Source organism: bacterium (genome assembly GCA_014360495.1).
GTDB lineage: Bacteria > Armatimonadota > JACIXR01 > JACIXR01 > JACIXR01 > JACIXR01.
In genome coordinates this window covers 35,157-54,114 of the sequence record JACIXR010000001.1, presented here as the reverse complement: position 1 = coordinate 54,114, position 18,958 = coordinate 35,157, and the positions used below count along the sequence as shown (strand labels likewise).

16 protein-coding genes are annotated in these 18,958 nt (G+C 46.7%); 13 read left to right on the top strand and 3 right to left on the bottom strand.

Translation table 11 applies throughout. The annotated features are described in order from the left end of the window. Nucleotides 1-30: 30 nt before the first annotated feature. Both H5T88_00205 and H5T88_00200 read right to left on the bottom strand, forming a co-directional pair. Nucleotides 31-3,258 (bottom strand): hypothetical protein, encoded by a 3,228-nt coding sequence (locus H5T88_00205; GenBank protein MBC7328761.1) that lies wholly within the window; start codon nucleotides 3,256-3,258, stop codon nucleotides 31-33. 111 nt (nucleotides 3,259-3,369) lie between these two features. Next, nucleotides 3,370-5,019, bottom strand: a complete 1,650-nt coding sequence (locus H5T88_00200; GenBank protein MBC7328760.1) for an alpha-L-fucosidase — start codon at nucleotides 5,017-5,019, stop codon at nucleotides 3,370-3,372. 118 nt (nucleotides 5,020-5,137) lie between these two features. On the opposite strand from H5T88_00200, the gene H5T88_00195 reads away from it, so the two are divergent. The 13 genes from H5T88_00195 to H5T88_00135 all read left to right on the top strand — a co-directional run bounded on the left by H5T88_00195 (nucleotide 5,138) and on the right by H5T88_00135 (nucleotide 17,693). Then, nucleotides 5,138-6,478, top strand: a complete 1,341-nt coding sequence (locus H5T88_00195) for a hypothetical protein (GenBank protein ID MBC7328759.1) — start codon at nucleotides 5,138-5,140, stop codon at nucleotides 6,476-6,478. 153 nt (nucleotides 6,479-6,631) lie between these two features. Next, nucleotides 6,632-7,183, top strand: coding sequence for an HAD hydrolase family protein (locus tag H5T88_00190; protein MBC7328758.1), 552 nt, complete (start codon nucleotides 6,632-6,634; stop codon nucleotides 7,181-7,183). Continuing rightward, nucleotides 7,183-7,869 (top strand): metallophosphoesterase, encoded by a 687-nt coding sequence (locus H5T88_00185; GenBank protein MBC7328757.1) that lies wholly within the window; start codon nucleotides 7,183-7,185, stop codon nucleotides 7,867-7,869. Before H5T88_00190 ends, H5T88_00185 begins: the two co-directional genes overlap by 1 nt. Beyond that, nucleotides 7,866-8,543 carry a glycosyltransferase family 2 protein gene (locus H5T88_00180; protein MBC7328756.1) on the top strand — a complete coding sequence of 226 codons (678 nt, stop codon included), beginning with the start codon at nucleotides 7,866-7,868 and terminating at the stop codon, nucleotides 8,541-8,543. The genes H5T88_00185 and H5T88_00180 overlap by 4 nt, the downstream gene beginning before the upstream one ends. Beyond that, complete coding sequence (gene lptC / locus H5T88_00175; protein ID MBC7328755.1) at nucleotides 8,486-9,043, top strand: LPS export ABC transporter periplasmic protein LptC; 558 nt, start codon at nucleotides 8,486-8,488, stop codon at nucleotides 9,041-9,043. Before H5T88_00180 ends, lptC begins: the two co-directional genes overlap by 58 nt. Further along, the gene (locus tag H5T88_00170) at nucleotides 9,040-9,549 is read left to right on the top strand and encodes a hypothetical protein (GenBank protein MBC7328754.1); all 510 of its coding nucleotides are present in this window, start codon (nucleotides 9,040-9,042) and stop codon (nucleotides 9,547-9,549) included. The genes lptC and H5T88_00170 overlap by 4 nt, the downstream gene beginning before the upstream one ends. Continuing rightward, on the top strand, nucleotides 9,546-10,256 hold the full coding sequence (gene lptB / locus H5T88_00165; protein MBC7328753.1) for an LPS export ABC transporter ATP-binding protein: 711 nt from the start codon (nucleotides 9,546-9,548) through the stop codon (nucleotides 10,254-10,256). Before H5T88_00170 ends, lptB begins: the two co-directional genes overlap by 4 nt. Beyond that, nucleotides 10,246-11,328 (top strand): LptF/LptG family permease, encoded by a 1,083-nt coding sequence (locus H5T88_00160; protein ID MBC7328752.1) that lies wholly within the window; start codon nucleotides 10,246-10,248, stop codon nucleotides 11,326-11,328. Before lptB ends, H5T88_00160 begins: the two co-directional genes overlap by 11 nt. Before the next feature lie 563 nt (nucleotides 11,329-11,891). After that, nucleotides 11,892-13,376 carry a DUF3084 domain-containing protein gene (locus H5T88_00155; GenBank protein MBC7328751.1) on the top strand — a complete coding sequence of 495 codons (1,485 nt, stop codon included), beginning with the start codon at nucleotides 11,892-11,894 and terminating at the stop codon, nucleotides 13,374-13,376. Continuing rightward, nucleotides 13,377-13,787, top strand: a complete 411-nt coding sequence (locus tag H5T88_00150) for a hypothetical protein (protein MBC7328750.1) — start codon at nucleotides 13,377-13,379, stop codon at nucleotides 13,785-13,787. Between the two features lie 346 nt (nucleotides 13,788-14,133). Then, nucleotides 14,134-15,999 (top strand): S-layer homology domain-containing protein, encoded by a 1,866-nt coding sequence (locus tag H5T88_00145; GenBank protein MBC7328749.1) that lies wholly within the window; start codon nucleotides 14,134-14,136, stop codon nucleotides 15,997-15,999. An 81-nt stretch (nucleotides 16,000-16,080) separates the two neighbouring features. Then, nucleotides 16,081-16,521 (top strand): hypothetical protein, encoded by a 441-nt coding sequence (locus H5T88_00140; GenBank protein ID MBC7328748.1) that lies wholly within the window; start codon nucleotides 16,081-16,083, stop codon nucleotides 16,519-16,521. Nucleotides 16,522-16,538: 17 nt separating this feature from the next. Next, entirely contained in the window at nucleotides 16,539-17,693 is a 1,155-nt protein-coding gene (locus H5T88_00135) for a hypothetical protein (GenBank protein MBC7328747.1), read from the top strand. Between the two features lies 1 nt (nucleotide 17,694). On the opposite strand, the gene H5T88_00130 is transcribed toward H5T88_00135, so the two are convergent. After that, nucleotides 17,695-18,939, bottom strand: coding sequence for a hypothetical protein (locus H5T88_00130; protein MBC7328746.1), 1,245 nt, complete (start codon nucleotides 18,937-18,939; stop codon nucleotides 17,695-17,697). Between the last annotated feature and the right edge of the window lie 19 nt (nucleotides 18,940-18,958).

Sequence of the window (18,958 nt, the reverse complement as noted above, 5' to 3'; positions counted from 1 at the left end):
TCGCCATCACGGTTCGCAAAAAGCGGGGAATCATTGCAACAATACCCAACCGATGACCTCTAAATCCTCCTTATTTATCTCCCGTTGCTCTTTCGTTTCACTCCCCTTAACTTGGGGATATCGTTTGCTAAAATCCTCCAATTCCCTCATAAATTCCTGCTCGTTCTTCCTCGTCCTCTCACGCCAAATCCTTCGCAGTTCCCTCAGGGCAAGCTCGCTCAGAGGCTGGGAGAAATAACTTAACAACTCGTTCCTCATAGATGAGGGAGGAAGGGTTCTGAGCCAACTGACAACCTTGTTTTGGGGGGATTTCAGGGGAGACTTATGATAAGCGGACTGGCGAAGGATTTCCAACAGCTTCTCCCTCAATTCCTCTATCTTTGTCCGAGGGTCAAAATCGGGAGGGATGGGGAGGGCTGGCTCATCAGGCTTGGAGCGAATCATCTTTATCGCCTCAAGCCTATCTCCCTCCAGTCCTATCAATTTCCCATTCTCATCCTCAAACAGCCAGTAATGTTTATCCGTGTTTAAATTCTTCAGGGAAAGGAAAAACCCCCTCCTTTCCCCTTTCTTGCTCGTCCCCACACCATTGGGTATCCCGCTCAGTTTCCTTTCCCCTATTCTTTTGAGGAAATTCAGCAGGTCCTCCATAAGAAATTCCCCTATATTCAGCTCGCTTTCAGATTCCAACTCATCCATTACACTGCCATCCCCCTCCTCAATCCTTCTCAGGGTATTGAAATCCATAGGATTGGGCATTTCCCCAAGGACGGAAACATCCAAGCCAACGGCGCGATTTATCGCCTCCAGCTTCTCATAAAGCCTTTGGAGAAGATGAAGAAGGCTTTCAAGCTCATCTTCGGGGAAGAAATTGTAGATGTGAATTAAATCGTGGGGCGAACCGATGCGGTCCAACCTCCCCGCCCTCTGAACCATCCTAACGGGATTCCAATGGAGGTCGTAGTTGATGAGGACGCAAGCGTCTTGCAGATTCTGCCCCTCGCTCAGGACATCCGTGCTTATGAGGAGGTTTATCTCCCTATCCGGTGTTGTCTTGTCCTTAAATTCGTTTGCCTCGGGGGCAAATCTACGGATGCGGTCCAATCTTTCCTCCGGCTTTACTCCGCTATCAATTATTGAGAATTGCTCGGCTGTTAGCCCCATCCCCCGCATAAAATCCTCATCGTTCCTCAACTGATTATAAATATAGCGAGCTGTATCCTTGAAATAGGAAAAGATTATCGCCTTCTTCCCCTTCACCTCGTTCAACAAGAGATTTCGCAGGGTCTCCAATTTATCGTCCCTTTCCGCCCGCAGTTTCTCCAAATCTCCAATGAGCTCATCAAGGCTTTGGATATCCGATTCCACAGCTTGCTCCAAGGCTTGAATATCGTAGTCCTTACTGGAGAGAAGGGGCAAGCTGTCCAAGATTTCCCTTATATCCTTTCCCTCCTCTCCCTCATCATCGGCTGATAGCTCCTGGAGCCATCTGCGATAGGATTTGCTATCCAAAAGCCTTCCCTCCCTGAGGGCTTGGAGGAAAGCCTTCTGGAAATCCCTTTGATAAATTAGAGAATTCCGCATCGCCTCCACGGATGACTCCAATCTTTTGAGATATAAGATGCGCATAATCTGAACGAGAGCCCTCTGCCTCCCATAAGTTTTCGCGAAATCCTCCGCTTTGTCTTCATCCCAGCCGAGTTCCATTAATCGCCTCTTCAAAGATTCCCAATAGCGATATTCCTCCCTTTTACTCCATCTCTTCATCGCTTCAATGAAATCCTTTCGGAAATAATCTGGTTGATAGGGGGCGAAGAAGAGATTCTCTATCGCATAAGCGAGTCTATTATAGAGGTCTTTGCCGTAAATCGCGGAGAGGCTGTAATGGACTGAATGGAGCTCCCTTTCGGGAAAATGGATTGGCTTACCATCAATCAATGCTCGGGGATAATTTGAGCGAATGAACTGCCTGCTTCTCCGCACAGCTATCGCCTCAAGCACTTCATAGAGGGTATCTTTATCACCATCCGCCTTACAGAAATAGCGGAAAAGGTCTTTAATCCCAACAGATTTGAAGAAATCCCGAAAATCCCTTGTGATAAAGCGAATTTGGTTGTAGAGGTCAAAGACGCTGTTGTTGATTGGGGTAGCGGTTAGGAGGATTATTTTTTTATCGTTGTCTCCCCTTGATATGAGCTGGAAAAGATTTTTCCAGCGATTGGTTTGGGAATTGCGGAAATTGTGGCTTTCATCCACGACTATAATCTTGAATTTCTCAGCATACTCGGCGAAGGGGAAATCCGCTTGGCTTACCTTCTCCATAGATATGAGTTCGTAAGGGATAGCGTATCTCTGGAGAAGTGGACGCCAGAGGCTATCTATGAGAGAAGCGGGGCAGATGATGAGGGCTGTTTGACGCTCGTGGTAGGCGTAATCGTCAAGGAGGCGAAGGGCGAGATAGGTTTTGCCGAGCCCAACGGAATCAGCAATCATGACACCGCCATAATTCTCCAAAATCTCCTTCGCGGCAAGATAGCCTTGATGCTGGAAATCCGTGAGGGCAATTGGCGAGGGTTTGCCATCCTTTTCCGAGGGGCTCGTTTCAAAGCGGTCTTTCCAAGCTTCGTAGAGAATCTTTATGTAAATCTCGTAAGGGGTATAATGGTGAGTGAAATCGCTCAGGATGGAGAGAAACTCGGATTTATAATCAACGCTTTCCTCCCAGAGGGCTTCAAACCATCTCTTAAGCTCGTTCACCGCGCTCTCCTGCTTCAAGACTGCGTTCAACTCTAAATTGGTTTTCAATCCCGCCCCTGTGAAGTTAGAGGAGCCCACTATCCCTATGTTTCCGAGGAAGGGAACGCCCTCCAGGAGGTAAGCCTTGCCATGAAGGAAAGATTTCTCGTAGAGGCGAACTTGGACGAGGTCGTCTTTGAGAAAATCAAGCCAATCTTGGATTTCTGAAATGGAGACTGAAAGGGATTGGGAGACAGCGGTTTCAAGGTCCTCCCGAAATCCTTTCAAAACGAATTTTTGCTCCTGTTCTTTCCCCAATAGGAGTCGGAGGGAGGATAGATTGAGGACGGTTTCCTCAAGGGAGCGTAGGGCATCTAAGTTGAAGAAAGCCGTAGCAATGGATAATTTAGGCTGATTGCTTTCCAAGAGGAGCGTTTTCAGGACATCCGCTAAAGTCTTGCCAGTGACCTTGCGATTGTCAATCAAATCGGGAAGGGAGAACGAGGGTCGTTCCTCTTTCATTTCTCTTCACCAAGATAAATTTTGGCAATTTCAAAGAAATTTTCAAGAGATTGTAAAAGAGAGGGGGGCGTCCTTCGGACGCCCCCTCTATTTTGGCTTTTCCTCTCCTCTTTATCTCGGCAATAGCTTCACGCTCTTGAGGTTCATCACCGCACCACCGGGCTTCGTTAATGGCCGCACCGCCAATGTATATTTACCAGCCTTCAAACTCACATTCCCCAAGCTCTTATCCACGAAATCCGTCCAAGAACCGGTCTCCTCAACTACTCCCTTCAAGCTCTGCCCATCAATCTCCACAGCGAACTCGCTACCTCCCGTCCCCTTATCACAAGCATAGGTTATCACTACCTCAAAATCCCCACCCTTCTCCAAAACAAAATCCCAAGAGACCCAATCGTTTACATCCGTCCAATAGCCTATGTTATCCTTCCCACCACCCGATTCATAGCGAGCGGTCTGCCCATGAACCTTAGCAACCCTAGCCGGTAGCTCAACCTCGCCGTTCTCGGATTGATGAATAGCAAACTCAACCTCCGGCTTACCAGCGAGCTCCAAAACAACTATCGTATCATAGGGGTCGGGAACAATGGGTGGGAAATCCAAAACAAGCTCCAAATCCTTCTGCTTGAACTCAATCGGCGTCTTGTCTTTCATAATATAAGCCTTGTTGACCTTCGTCTTCAACCCCCCAATCTTAACGGGAGCGGTGGGATATTCAAAGAAGTGGAGGAAGAGCTTGTTCCCCTTTACCGTGCATCCGTTAAGAGGTGGATTATGCACTGGGAAGGGAGAGCCTTCCGTGCCGTAGATTGCATCACCATATTGCTTCAGCCAGGCGCCCATCTGCTTCAACCTCACAACGAATTCAGGCTGAATCTCCCCCGTGGGCATAGGACCAACATTGAGGAGGAAGTTCCCACCCTTGCTCGCTATATCAACCAGGGTTTGAATCAATTGACGCACGGATTTGTGGGCGTGGTCGTGGGCGTTGTAGCCCCAGCTGTCGTTTATCGTCATACAGGTTTCCCAGAGACGCTCACCCATCCCCGCTCCCGGAACGAACTGCTCAGGAGTTGAGAAGTCCGCTGGCAATCCCGTGCGGTCGTTGATGACCGCATTGGGAAGAATCCTCCATATCATCTTCAAAAGCTCCTCAGCTCTCCATTCTTGGGGAGAGTGTTCCCAACCGCCATCAAACCATATACCATCAGGCTTGTATTTCTCGCAGAGCTCTCTTATCTGCCCGAACATATATTCAAGATACTTGTTGAAATCTCGCTCATGTCCGGGAGGGTCCTCAACCCAGGCGGGACGAGGGACATAATGGGGATGATGCCAGTCAAGAAGGGAGTAGTAGAACATTATCCTCATCCCCTGCTTCCTGCAAGCCTTGACGAGGTCGCCGATGAAATCCCTTTTGGCAGGAGTGCTCATACAGTCGTAATCCGTGAGGGCGCTATCAAACATACAGAAGCCATCGTGGTGTTTGGATGTTATGACGATATACTTCATTCCCGCCTCTTTCGCCAGCTTGACCCATTCATCGGGATTGTATTTCGTGGGATTGAACTGGGGGTAGAGCTTCTCGTACTCGGGGATGGGAATGCGTTCGTTGTACATCACCCATTCCGCTCTTCCGAGTATGGAATAAACTCCCCAGTGGATGAACATCCCGAATCTCGCCTCCTTCCACCAGGCGAGGCGCTCGGCTGGTGGAATAGGCGAGGATACAGCTGAGGCAAGCAATAGAGCGTACATCATAAGAATCCCTCCCTTTTGGATTTTCTATCATTTTAATGAGGGGAAAATACACAAGCAAGAGAGAAAATTTTACACTTGCCCTTTAAAATTTTTAGAATTAGTTTAATAAATATCATCTATGAAAAAGTGGCAAAACATGTTGGGTTTCCTATTATTACTCTTGATTCCTTCTATCCCCATTCTAAGAGCGGATGCCACAGAGATAGAAGTCTTTGCAAATTTGAAAACTGGTCAAACCTTTCCAAAGGATTTCTTGGGAGTTTATCAAACTCCCCTCCAACCACTTGATAAACTCCTCCGCTCCCTCCCTCTCCTTCAGGAAATAGGAATTAAAGACCTTCGCTATGAACTCGGTTGGGGCAAGCCGGATGCCCTTGCTTTTGATTGTATAAGCGGTTCCCTTGGGAAAATAAAGTGCGACTTCTCGCCCCTTGACCCCTTCTTCTCAGCTCTCCGAAACCTCAAAATCCATCCCCTATTCGTTATCTCATATTGCCCCAACCCCCTTAAATCCCTTGAGGGATGGGAAGCTTGGAAAGACCCACCCTCTTCTCTCATCGCCTGGCGATATGTCTGCAAGCTTTTCGCCAAGCATCTCGCCGAGCTCGGGCTTCACGCTTCCTATGAAATATGGAACGAGCCGGATTTGGGTCATAATGGCTGGAAGGATTTCTTCTATGGCGACCCATCTATCTACTCCAAGGTGTATAAATTCGCCGTGGAGGGATTGTTAGAGGGCGATTGCAAAGCAAGTGTTGGTGGGGCGGGTGTGGCGTGGAATCAAGCTTACAACCAAGCTATCCTCTCCTCGGGAGGGAGAGTGGACTTCATATCCATCCACGCCTATGGACCAGAGACCTTAATCAGACATTTGGACTGGGCTAAAAGCCTCATCAGGGACGATATTCCCATCTACCTGAGCGAATACGCTTCCTTTAACGAGTTCGGCTTACTTGCGCCCGTGAGCAGATATCAGGCAGCGTCAGCGTTTTTCCGTGATTTGAAAAAGATGTTGGGATACTATCCGCTTTTGAGAAAGGTCTATTGGGCGCAGTGGATTGACGATGCTCTGGGATTGCTGACGAACGACCTTCATCGCAAGGCTATATTCAACGCCTTTTATATCTATCAAAGGCTCCTTCCGAAGGAAGCCTGTAAATACGATTTGAGGGACGGCGAGGTGGGAGTTTTGGCGGGAAGCGATAAGGAAAAGGTAGGAGTGGTGATATGGAACGAAAGCGAAAGAGAAAAGCAATTGAGAGTCATCATCAGAAATCTCCCGCTAAGAAAAGGAAGAATGGAAGTTTATCGGATAGATTCCCAGCATTCTAGTTTTATAGACAATCCCAAATCGGAGAGATTAGAGGTTGCGGAAACCCATTCAGTTGAATTGGGAACCGCTCTATGGGAAGGCACTCTTCCGCCCTTATCCACTTTGTTTCTCCTGTTGAGGGAGTAAGATTTAGTTATCGCACGCCCGCCGAAGGCGGGCGTGGCAATCTCCACACCAAGCAAAAACTAAAACGGATATTACCGCAAATAGATAAAAGGATTTCTCCACCTACTCTTCCTTCCTTTGTTAAACTTCCCATTTTTTGATAAAATTTTTTAAATGGCTAAATGGAGAAAAGATTTTCACCTTCCCATAATAAAAAGCATAAAGGCTCTCGTTATGGATGTTGACGGCGTGTTGACCGACGGCGGCATTATCTATGACTCCGTAGGCAATGAAGCCAAGGTCTTCAACGCCCAAGATGGTCTCGGCATCTCCCTAGCCAAGAAGGCGGGACTCCTCATCATCTGGATAACGGGAAGAAATTCTCCCGTAGTTGAGAGAAGGGCGAAAGAATTGGGAGTGGATTTCCTCGTTCAGGGAGCGAGGGGGAAAGCAAGGGCGCTCAGGGAGGCTTGTAAAAAGCTCAAGCTATCCAGCGAAGAAATCGCCTATATAGCGGACGATTTGAACGATTATCCCGCCTACATCCTCGCGGGATTAAAGATAGCTGTAGGAAACGCAAGCAAGGAAATAAAGGAAAGAGCCGATTTGCTCCTCTCAAAAGAGGGCGGAAAGGGAGCTGTGAGGGAAGCAATTGAGGAAATCCTGCGAAAACAGGGGAAATACGAGGAAGCTCGCAGGCTCTTCCTTGAAGAACTGGAGGAGTAGTGCTCATAATCCATACATCAGATATGCACGGAAAACTCTCCCCTGAAAAAGTCAAGAAACTCCTCAACTTTAAAAAGCGGGGAGCAATCCTATTGGATTCAGGAGACGCCCTATCAGCGGGAAATTTGGATATTCGCTGGCGCGAGAGAACCCTAAGACTGATGAGCCTCGCAGGCTATACAGCCGGGGCAGTGGGAAATAGGGAATTCCACCCTATCAAATCCCTCCTCAGATGGAAACTAAGGGATGCAAATTTCCACCACCTCTCGGCTAATCTCATTCCAAATAATTTCAATTCAATTCTTCCCTTTTTGAAAATTGAAATAGACGGCTACAGAATCGCAATAATCGGGTTAACGCTTCCCCAAGTGAGGGGATTTTGGAGGCGCTTTCCCTTCCTTCAATTCTCGGAACCCATCCCTTGCGCCATAAAACTCACTGAGGAATTGAGAGAAGATGTGGATTTCTTTATCTTTCTAACCCATCTGGGAATCGCAAGGGATATAATGCTGGCGAAAGAGATAGAAAGGGAAAGCTTAATTCTGGGCGGTCATAATCACATATTGTTAAGGGAGCCCATCGTTATCAATAATAGCTACATATTCCATTCGGGCTGTTATGCCAAGCACTGCTGGCTCATAGAGTTTGAAAGGGGAAGAATAAAGGGATGGATAGAAAAGCTGTGAAGGTATCCATAATCGTGCCCGTTTACAATGAGGAGAAAACTATTAGGGAACTCGTAAGGAGATTGAAGGAAGTCCCTTTGGATAAGGAAATCATCATCGTTGATGATGGCTCAACGGATGGAACGAAGGAGATTTTGAAGGAGATAAAAGACCCGGAAATCCGCATAATCTCCCTACCACGCAACTTCGGCAAGGGAGCGGCGATAAGAGCAGCTCTCCCTTATGTTCAAGGAGAGGCAGTGGTAATACAGGATGCGGATTTGGAATACAATCCCTCCGAGTTGCCGACCCTTTTGAAACCGATTTTAGAGGGAAAGGAAAGCGTCGTTTATGGCTCACGCTTCCTCAGGGGAAGACCGAGGATGCGTCCCCTCAATTTCATCGCCAATAAAATCCTCGCCCTAACGGCAAGCCTACTCTTAGGAAGACGCTTAACGGATGAAGCTACCTGTTATAAGGCTTTCAAGACCTCGCTTCTTAAATCCCTTGATTTGAAATGCAAGGGATTTGAATTCTGTCCTGAAGTAACAGCTAAGATAGGGAAGAGGGGTTTAAGGATAAGGGAAATTCCCATATCCTATACCCCTCGCACTAAAAAGGAAGGGAAGAAGGTCAATTGGAAAGACGGATTCAAGGCGCTATATACCTTATTCAAATATCGCTTCTTCTCCTGATAGCTGGTTGTGGAGGGAAGAAAGAAGTTCAGCAACCTCCCCAGCCCGGGAAGGAGGAAAAGCTAACCGTGTCCCTTGAAAAGGCTCACTTCCTTGAAACAGATTCTCAGGGTAAAAAGCTGTTGGAGATTTGGGCTAGTGCAAGCAAGGGGGAAGAAGAAAGGATACTGCTTCAGGGAGTCAAATCCACACTATATGAGAAAGGGCAGCCCTTCGCGGAGCTATCCGCTCCCTCAGCTATTTATGAGCCAAAGAAGGGTTTTCTGATTTTAGATAAGGGAGGCAATCTGAAGGAGGTAAAAAGGAAAAGCGATATCTCCTGCGATTATATTGAGGTTTCATTTAAGGAAAAGAAGATAAAAGGAAAGGATGTCCATCTGAAATGGGGTGAGTTATCAATTGAGGGGAAGGAATTCACTGCGGATTGGGGATTGAAAAGGGGAATGCTAAATAATGGAGCAGTTGTTAAAATAGAATTAAAAAGGAGGCAAAAGCGATGAGAAAGTTTTTTCTCTATTCCCTCCTGCTAACCTGTGGTCTCACTTTGGTCCAGCCCAAGGAGGCTAAGCTCCCTCAAGGAATCCTCAGGGCTGATAAGATAGATATAGATTGGGATAAGAACACATTAACAGCTTACCCCAATCCAACCCTAACTCTTCCCGATACTCAGGCGCAGGCTAAAAAGATAACAGTCTATTTGAACGAAAAGGGAAACATAGATAAGGTAGTCGCCGAGGGAAGCGTTTTGTTAAAGATTGTTCAAGTTTTGAGGGGAAATATTAAACAGGAAATAGAGGGAAAGGCGGAGAGAGCTACGCTGATGGGAAATAACATCCTCTTATTAGAGGGAGGAGCCGAGGCGAAGGTGATGAGGTCCGATAGAGAGGGGACTTCTTTGATTAAGGCTGACAAGATAAGCGTTGATATGGAGAAGAAGAGCTTGAAAGCGGAGGGGAATGTCCATCTTGAATTTCCCCTACCCTCCCAAGTTCAAGGTCAGAAATGATAAGGACGGAAGGGCTTGTAAAGATATATGGAAGACGGAGAGTGGTGGATGGGGTTTCTCTGGTGATAAACAGAGGGGAAGTGGTAGGTCTTTTGGGACCGAATGGAGCGGGAAAGACGACGACCTTCTATATGATAATCGGGCTAATCAAGCCAAATGAAGGAAAGGTCTACTTTGGAGACAAGGACATAACGAAATGGCCCATGTTCAAAAGAGCGCTTCTCGGCATCGGCTATCTCGCCCAAGAACCATCTATATTTCGCAGATTGACCGTTGAAGAGAACCTCCTATTGGTTCTGGAGGCAAGAGGCGTTAAGAATAAAAAAGAAGTCGTTGACCAGCTTCTTGAGGAATTCTCCCTCACTCATATAAGGAAGAGCAGAGGACAAGACTTATCGGGAGGGGAAAGGCGAAGGGTTGAGGTAGCAAGGGCTATGGCCGGCAATCCCCAATTCATCCTCCTTGATGAGCCGTTCACAGGAGTTGACCCCATTGCGGTTGAGGAATTAAAAAGGATAATAACCGTTTTGAAGAGCAAGAATCTCGGCATACTTCTCACAGACCACAATGTTCGTGATACCCTCTCCATAACAGACCGCTCTTATATCATCTATCAAGGGAGGATATTGACAGAGGGACCGGCGGATAAATTGACCAAAGACCCATTGGCGAGGAAGTTCTATCTCGGAGAAAGGTTTGAGATATGAGATGAGAATCCTCACGAGATATATAATAACCGAGCTCCTTCGCCCCTTTTTCTTCGGCGTCGCCATCTTTCTCCTCGTTTTCATCGGAGGGAAATTCCTCTTTGAGATAACGAAGCTTCTCGTTGAGCGAAATGCCACTCTCTTGCAAGCTTTTCAACTTTTTATCTACGGACTTGCTCCCATTTTCGTCCTCGTCCTCCCCATGGCTACCCTCCTAGGCGTCATTCTGGGATTAGGCAGATTCTCAAGCGATGGCGAAACAGTCGCCTTCTTCACCGCCGGTTTAAGCCTTTGGAAAGTGATTTTGCCAATCGCTCTTTTCTCCATAATAGTTAGCTTAACAGCCCTCGCTTTCAATGAATATATCGTTCCCTTTGCCAATAAAAGGGTTACGGAGATAGAGAGGGAGATCAGCAGGACCGGAGGGGAAAGGGAGAACATCGTGGCTAAGCAAGAGAGAAACGGGGAGGTGCAGTTTGTCCTCTATGCTAAACGCCTCATCCCCGAGAAAGGAATTTTAGAAGGAGTTGTGGCGATTGAATTCTGGCGAGGAAAGCCCTCAACAGTTCTCTCGGCGAAGAGTGCGGTTTGGGAGGGAAGCAAGTGGTTGTTCAAAGAGGGGGAAATAAGGAGTTTGGGAGGAGAAAATCTATCTCGTGTAGAGTTCAAAGAGAAAGAGGTTCTTTTCCCTCGCTCGCCTGAGGAATTGGCGATGGGAAGTATTAAGCCGGAAGATATGTCCTTTCGCCAGCTTTCCTCTTATATAAGACACTTGAAGTTGATGGGCGAGCGTTATTCCCATTTAATCGTTCAGCTTCACAGAAAGCTCGCCGACCCCTTCGCCGCTTTGGTGCTCGCTTTATTGGGTGTCCCCTTCGGCTTGAAGCCATATAAAGGGAAGAGCATAGGGGTGGGATTGAGCGTTATTGTGATATTCGTTTACTACATTGTCTGGCATTACACCGCTATCATTGGGGAGAAGGGGCTATTAAATCCCTATGTTTCCGCTTACTTGCCTAATATATTGGGCTTAATAGCGGGAATCCTTCTCCTCACCCGCTCCCCTAAATGAGGGAAGCCAACCAAAGGCTGGAAGGTCATCCTTTCTTTGCCATCACCCTCCAAAGGGAAGCCGGGGCAGGTCTCCGTCTTTCCGTAATTGCGAGGGCTCCCTACGGGAGCCCGTGGCAATCTCGTCTTTTGAAGAGCTTAAAAGTCTGGCATTGCTGGCATGGGTAAAGGTTTTTGAAAAATATGGTGGATTTAAAATAACGAAAAACAAAATGTTCATATAAAAATCTATAGCCAAAGACGCGAGTCCGACAAAAGAGAACCTGACAATTTCATTCCTTCTCTATGATTTAATACGAGATTGCGAGCCTTCTGCTTCGCAGAAGGCTCGCAATGACAGTGGGGTTCTTACCCCGCTACGGGAGGAATTGTCGCTAAAACCTAAACCATAGATGAGAGCCCGCCGAAGGCGGGCGTGGCAATCTCTATAGTATTGCATCAATATCGCTCACAATAACAATTAAATTACTGACAAGCCTTTAAAACCCTGTTCTTGGCATTTTTACAAAATCCTGTCCTGTCTTTATAATTATTTAAACCCATTTAAAATGGGAGTGATGAAATATGTATAGCTGGCTTCTCATCGGAATGCTGCTCTTAGTTAGCGGGCTCATCGCCTTTCTTGGCGACTTCCTGGGAAGAAAACTCGGAAAAAAGCGAGTAAGCCTCATCCGACTGAGACCCCGCTACACCGCCATAGTCTTCAGCGTCATAACGGGCATCTTCATCTCCCTCTTTACTTTATTGGTTCTGAGCAAATTCTCCTACCCCGTTCGCGTTGCCCTATTCGGCGTAGAAAGCCTACTTCAGGAAAGAAACACATTGGAGAAAGAGGTTGCGAAGCTTCGCAAAACCCAAGCAAAGTTAACAAAGGAAATAGCAGAAAGAAACGAACAGCTCTCAAAAGTGGAAAAGAAAGCTAAAGAGCAGAGCGAAAAGCTCTCCCAGCTTTCCTTTAAAGTTTCATCCCTTATGAACGCAAAGAAGAGATTGGAAAGCTATCTTGATAAGGCTGGAAAAGAACTTAGGAGATTGACAAACGAATTGGGAAAAACAAAAAGGGAGCTTGCGAGTATAAGCATTGAGTACCGCAAAGCTTTGACAGCGCTTGAGGAGAGCAAAAACGAACTGGAAAAAAACAAAAAGGAACTAACGACTTACGCACAAAGACTAAGGGATACCCAAGGGGAGATACAGCGCCTAACGAACGAATTGAGGAATCTTGAAGCTACGAGAAAGGAGTTATCCAATACAGTGGCGAAGCTGAGGGCAGAAAGGGATAACTTGGAGAGGGATTTAGAGCAATTGAGAGTGCAAAACGAGAGTTTAAGAGGAGAATTAGCTAAGAAGGAACAGGAAGTTTTAGCGGTGGCGAGCTATTATGGTGAGGTACTGGGAAGGGAATTAATCTATCCAAAGGGGAAGGAAGTTATAAGAGGAATTATAGAATGTGGGCGTCCGGCTGATAGGATAAAGGTAAGCCTCAGGTCTCTCATAAAGTTGGCGAGTGATGAGGCGATAAAGAAGGGAGCGGGAACAGGAGCCGATGGAAAGGCAGTATCTCTAATGAAGTTTATTGAGGGACGAGATGGCATCTATGTATTTCCCGAGGAATCGGTTCTTGAGGGAGTTGCAATGAAGCTCTCTCAGATGCAGGGTAGCGTTGTAGCACGGCTCGTCGCTCTGCGCAATTTCACCAAAGGCGAACAAATCGTTTGCGACTTGGAGCTTTATAGAAATTCCTTAGTTTTTGACAAAGGGGAGGTCATCGCTACGACTATTTTGGATGGGAGAAGTTCAGAGAGTGAGCTTTTGGAGAAGGTCATCGCTTTTTTGAGGAAAGATGTGAGGGAAAAGGCTTTAGAAAGGGGTTTGATTCCCGGAGAAGATGAAACCGTGGGAGAGCTTTCCTTGAAGGACATAATAAACACGATAGCGAGCGTTAAAGAGAATAGAGGGAAGGTCCTGCTGAAAGCGGTCGCCACGAAGCGCATATATAGCGCCAATCCCCTTTCCATAACCCTGCAGGTGAGCGAGGCAAGCTCATAGATGAAGATAATCGCCCTCGACCCGGGGAAAGAAAAAATCGGATATGCGATTTTCAATGGAGATAAAGTGGTTGAGAAGGGAATTTTTCCTATTGACAAATTGGCAGACTTTATGATAAAATTTAAAACGATGGAGAGGGTTGTTTTAGGTAAAGGGACGGGATGGAAGGCGATATATAAATTTATGGAGGAAAAAGGGCTGAAAGAAAAAGTTGTTCTTATAGAGGAGAGAGGGACGACGGAGGAGGCAAAGAGGAGATATTTTGAGGAGGAAAAGAGGAAAGGGTTGATTTGGTTGGTAAGGAAATGGCTTAACCTTCCCGCTCGTCCCGTTGATGACCTTTCCGCCCAAATCATTGGCGAGCGATTCTTGAAAACTATTGACCAAGACGAAGAGCGATTTAAAATTTAAATTGAAAAAAGTATTGACGGATTTGCGATTTGAAGCTATATTTTGAATTGGATGATGTAACTTTTTGCACCTATTGTAGTCTAATTAATTGAAGATTGAAGAATTTGCTTGACTTGATATTGTTGCTTCTTTACAATTTAAGAGAGAATAAATCATCCTCTTGGGAAGGGAGGGAGGCGATAGAAAGGAGGTGAAAAAGACTTCTTGGGAGTCTCCACTCCCGAAGAGAGGATGGTTTAGAAAAGCCCGTACCTCTTGAGGAAAAGGGCAAAGGGAAACGAGGATACCTTGGCTCCGATTTCCTTGGGAGGGAAGGGCAAAACAAAATCCCAAGGAGGGATGAAGTATGAAGAAGTTAGCTGTAGTTTTGGCATTGGCGTTGGTGTTTGGCTTGGGCTCTCTGGTAGCCCAGACCTTCCCCGATGTCCCCTGGGACCACTGGGCTTACGACGCCGTAGCGACGCTCGCTGAGAAGGGCATCATCGTCGGCTATCCCGATGGCTACTTCAAGGGCGATAGACCCCTCACTCGCTACGAATTTGCCTGCGCTTTGAGGAATGCCCTTGAGCGCATCAAAGCGGAAGTCACTCCACCCGAGGTTAATCTGACCTCCATTCAGAACGCCATAAACGACCTCAAGTCCCGGGTTGCAGCATTGGAGAAGGCAGCCCCTGGAGGCGTTCCCGCTGACCTGGTGAACAGGCTCTCCGCCGTTGAACAGCAGCTACAACAGGCTGCCACCAAGGCGGAGCTTGAGGCTGTTCGCAACCAGGTAGCGGCTCTCCAGCAGAAGGTTGCGGCTATCCAGATAAGCCCCGAGGACATTCAGACGCTGCGCAGGCTGATAAACGAGTTCAGGGATGAGTTGGCAACTTTGGGCGTAGATGTTGACGAGATGCGCAAGGACCTTGACGCCCTGACCCAGAGGGTGGTCGCCCTTGAGGAGAGGGTAGGCAAGTTCTCCGTCTCCGGTTTCGCCACCTATATTGTTAGGGGCGAGAAGCCGAAGGATGTAAAAAATCCACCAATAGACCTCAATGGCGTAGCTCTTAAACCCAATGACAAAATGCTCAGAAATCTATTCGCTGGCTATGACGCTGATGTGAATATGGGCTTCAAGGTCAACGATACGACCGACATCTCTCTCGCCATTTGGGGAAGGGATTGGACAAATCCTTCCAAGATGGCTTCCGCAGCCGATACCGCCACCATCTACAAGCTCTACCTCACGACCACTCCTATGGAGAACGCCAAGCTAACGGTCGGTAAGTTCCCCTTCCAGCTCACTCCATACACGCTGAAGCTCGCGGACCCCGATGTCTACACGGTTATTCCGAAGTTTGACGAGGGCAACTACATCGTCTCCGGTGGAAAGCTGGATGTGGATGTCAAGCCCGCAAAGGTCAGCCTCTTCGCCGCAACAAATAAGGGACCTGCCGACCTGCGAATCGTTGTTCCTGATGAAGATGTCACTGTTTACCAATTCGCTGGCGCTAGGATTGAGCTCCCCAACCTGATAGAGCTGATTCCGTCGCTCGGAGTCACCTATTATAGGGCTGGTCTCTCTGGAGCAGGATTGGTCAACCCATATGTTGATGTTTACGGCGCGAACATCGTCATCGCTCCGCCGGTCAAGAACCTCTCAATTGTCGGCGAATGGGCTCAGATGAGAGCTAAGGATGATACCGGCGCTTTGGACATAGACGAGGATAATAACGCATATGATGTCGCTGTTGCCTACGCAGTGACAGATGATATAAAGGTGAAGGCTGGATACAAGCAGGTCGAGCAGAACTTCATGACCCCTGGTTATTGGGAGAGAATCCTCTGGGAGAGAAATCTCAATAACATCAAGGGCGCATACGGCGACATCTCCTGGACGGGCTTGAAGAATCTCGCGCTGAACATCCACGGCGCATTCTACGAAATCGACAAAGGAGCATCCGCCGGTGATAAGATCAACCACTATCTCGCTGAGGTCAAGTACGCCCTCACTTCCAAGATAGGTCTCCAGCTCGGTTATGAATACAAACAGTACAAGCCGACCGCTGGAGCCGAGGATAAGCTTGGATACCTCACCGTCGGCGTGTCCTATGAGCTCGGCAAGGACGCTGCTCTGAAGCTACTCTATCAAAACATAGACCTGAAGTGGGGTGCTGCGCCTGAGCAGAAGGGCGACCTGATTGTGACGCAGGTCTCGGTGAAGTTCTAAAAGCCGAAGCTATGCAAGGAGGGGGAACCCTTAAAGGGTTCCCCCTCCTTTTTTTAAAAATTAAAAAAGGAGGTGTTCCTGATGAGAAAATTTCTCATCCCCTTAATCGCCTTGTTCCTAATCATCACCTTTGTCGCTTCCTCTTACGCCCTTGATTTGGGCGGAATCTTCAAGAAAGCCATAGTGGGCGGAGCTATCGCTCTCCTCGTGGATAAATTTTCAGGTCAGCTGAACGATTTCATCAACAAGCTGATGATGAACGAGAAGTTGCCCGTCACGGAAGCAACTAAGGTCGTCCCTATTATAAGCGTTGGGAAAGCCCTTTATGTCGGCGCCGCTCAGGTAAGCGGTCCAAAGGATAAGGTCGCTGAGGTGCAGGCTGTAGCCCAAATAGAGGGAAATTTCCACAACGAAATGTTCAGGGTAAAGGCGCTCGTCCCTATAAAGGAAAGAGGGAAGATAACGAATCTGCAAAGAGTTAGTGGGGTAGGCATATCCGCTGTCATCGATGTAAAGCCTTAAAATCCCCCTTTCACTTAATGCGTCTCGTTGCCTTATGGGGGATTATCTTCTTAACTGCGTTATCTTTCCCAAATCCTCAAAATAATCTCATCTTAGAGGGAGACCAACTTGAGCTTCTTTGGGAAGCTCAAGTTGGTTCTATTAAAAACGCTCATGTTGAATATCAAGGAATCTTCTTCTCCGCCTCAAATCTTTCAATTGAGAAAAATAAAATAATAATGCAGAACGCCTATCTCACAACCTGTGAGCTACCTCATCCTCATTACAGAATTTCCGCAAAATACTTGTCCTACCCTATCGTGGGAACGAAAAGAAAAGTCACCGTAAAGGGCGCATCCCTCCTCCTCGGCGATACAAAAATTTTCTCCCTCCCAACCCTACGCTTCTCCTTAAACCCAAAAGATAGATTAGAAGAGGGAGCATTAGAGCTGCCCCGCATAAGCTACAGCAAAACAACAGGCTTATCATTGAGCACAACATTTTCCCTACCCTTCAGAGAAGATACCACTAAAGTAAAGATTGGTTATTTGCAAAAGATGGGATTGTCGGGGAAAGCTTCTATTCCCCTTACACCTTCCATATATTTAAATCTCAGCAGGTATGAAGAGATAACCGGTAAAAGAACTTCCCCAATCTTCATCAGCGAGAGCCCACATCTACTCTTTCAAAGGAAAGGCTTTTCTTATTCTTTTGGAAGATTCTCTGAAGAGCCAACAAATAAGCACGCTACTCGTCTCCGCCTTTCTCTCTCCCAACCAGTTTTAGAGAAGTCCTTGAGTGAAAATACTTCTTTGAAAATCTCGCTCAACAGCTTTTGCTCATTTTATAGCGATGATTCCAGATATAGAAGCGTGGGAGGGGAAATTTCAATCGGGAGGGAAACGAGAAGCAATAAGACAATCCTCTCTCTTGGTTATCAAGCTTTGGGAGGCTCAACTCCCTTTCTCTTCGATAAGGAAGAATTGCCCTCTTACGCTCGCTTGTCATTATCAAGGGATATGGGGAACTGGAAATTTGAAATGGATTGGGTTGAGGATTTAAAAGAGGGGAAACTATATGACCTATTTATTTCCCTTTATAAAAAGCTACACTGTTTGGAGCCGGGGATATCCTGGCAGAAAAGAGGCAATATCATCAAGCTCCAAATGAAGCTCGTTGGCTTTGAGATGTAAATCAGAATTTCAACAAAGCACCGCTTCCAGCAGGCAATGTCAATTCAAAATATCCAATGCCTTCTTCCTTCTTTAAACTCTTATCTCGCCATTTCCTCGTTTTCAGATTGAATAATTTCGGCTTTCTTTCGGTATATATCTTGAATTCCTTTGGATTCCTGTAATCCATATTCACAACAAGGCAATAAATTGTTCCGTTTTTATCCTTGAAAAAGCCGAGAGTGGCATCCCCACCTTCCACTCTTTTTATCGGAGTCCCCACCGGCAAAGGCTTGCCTCCCCTTGGAACCTTCCCCGTATGATAAGCATCTATGGATTTAAGTTTGTTTAAGAAATCGCCTAAAACTTTAACCTCACTGTTTACTTCCTTAACTTCCTCATAGTGAGCGGTTCTTTTTCCATCCCAGCTGATGATTCCGTTTCTCCAGTGCCAAACTGGGTCATCTGGAGGTGTCCAATAGGTGAAGTAGCAAATTCCCTTAGCCCCATAAGCCAAACAATTGTAGGCTTGCCAGGCTATCTCCCCTTTTGTTAAATCCCTATATGGACCATGGGTTACCATCTGTATCACTACAATGAAAGGAATCCTTGCCTTCTCGCTTGCTTCCTTAACAACCCTTAGATTTTCAAAGAATGTCTCCCTATCCCCACCTTGAAGAAAGGTGTAATAATCATAAGATAATAGCTGGGGTTTGACAGTTCGGATGAATAGGTCAACATGGTCTTTATAAGTGGGTGTGCCGAGCTGTTCTGGGGTAGCGTAATCGGGAAAGAGATTGATGTAAGCGATATGCTTAGGGTCCTTTTCCTTTATATACGATACAACTTTTGCGAGTAGAGGAAAATGAGAGGCATTTGGTTCATCCATTATGAAATAGCCATGGAGGGCAGGATGAGAGGAATAATCTTTAATCACCTCGTCCACAATTTTCTCCCAATTTGGTTTGCTAGCGATGTCCCAAGTAAGGCGTTGGTCAGCAATTACGCATTTCAATCCCACTTCTTTAGCGATATCAAGGAGGCGCAGATTATCTTCCTTTTTAAAGGCACCGTCAATGGAAACCGCTGCAATGTTAAAACCTGCATCTTTTATCTCTTTGTATCTTTCCAGGGTTGTTTCCTTCAAGGGGGGTCCACACCAATATGTTATGATGAATTCGTCTACCACACCTGCGTTCCCCATTAAAGAGGCTAATAAGAGGATTAAAAGAAAAACCATCAAGCCAGAGGGAAGTGAACTGGACATATTTTATCGCCTCCTTATA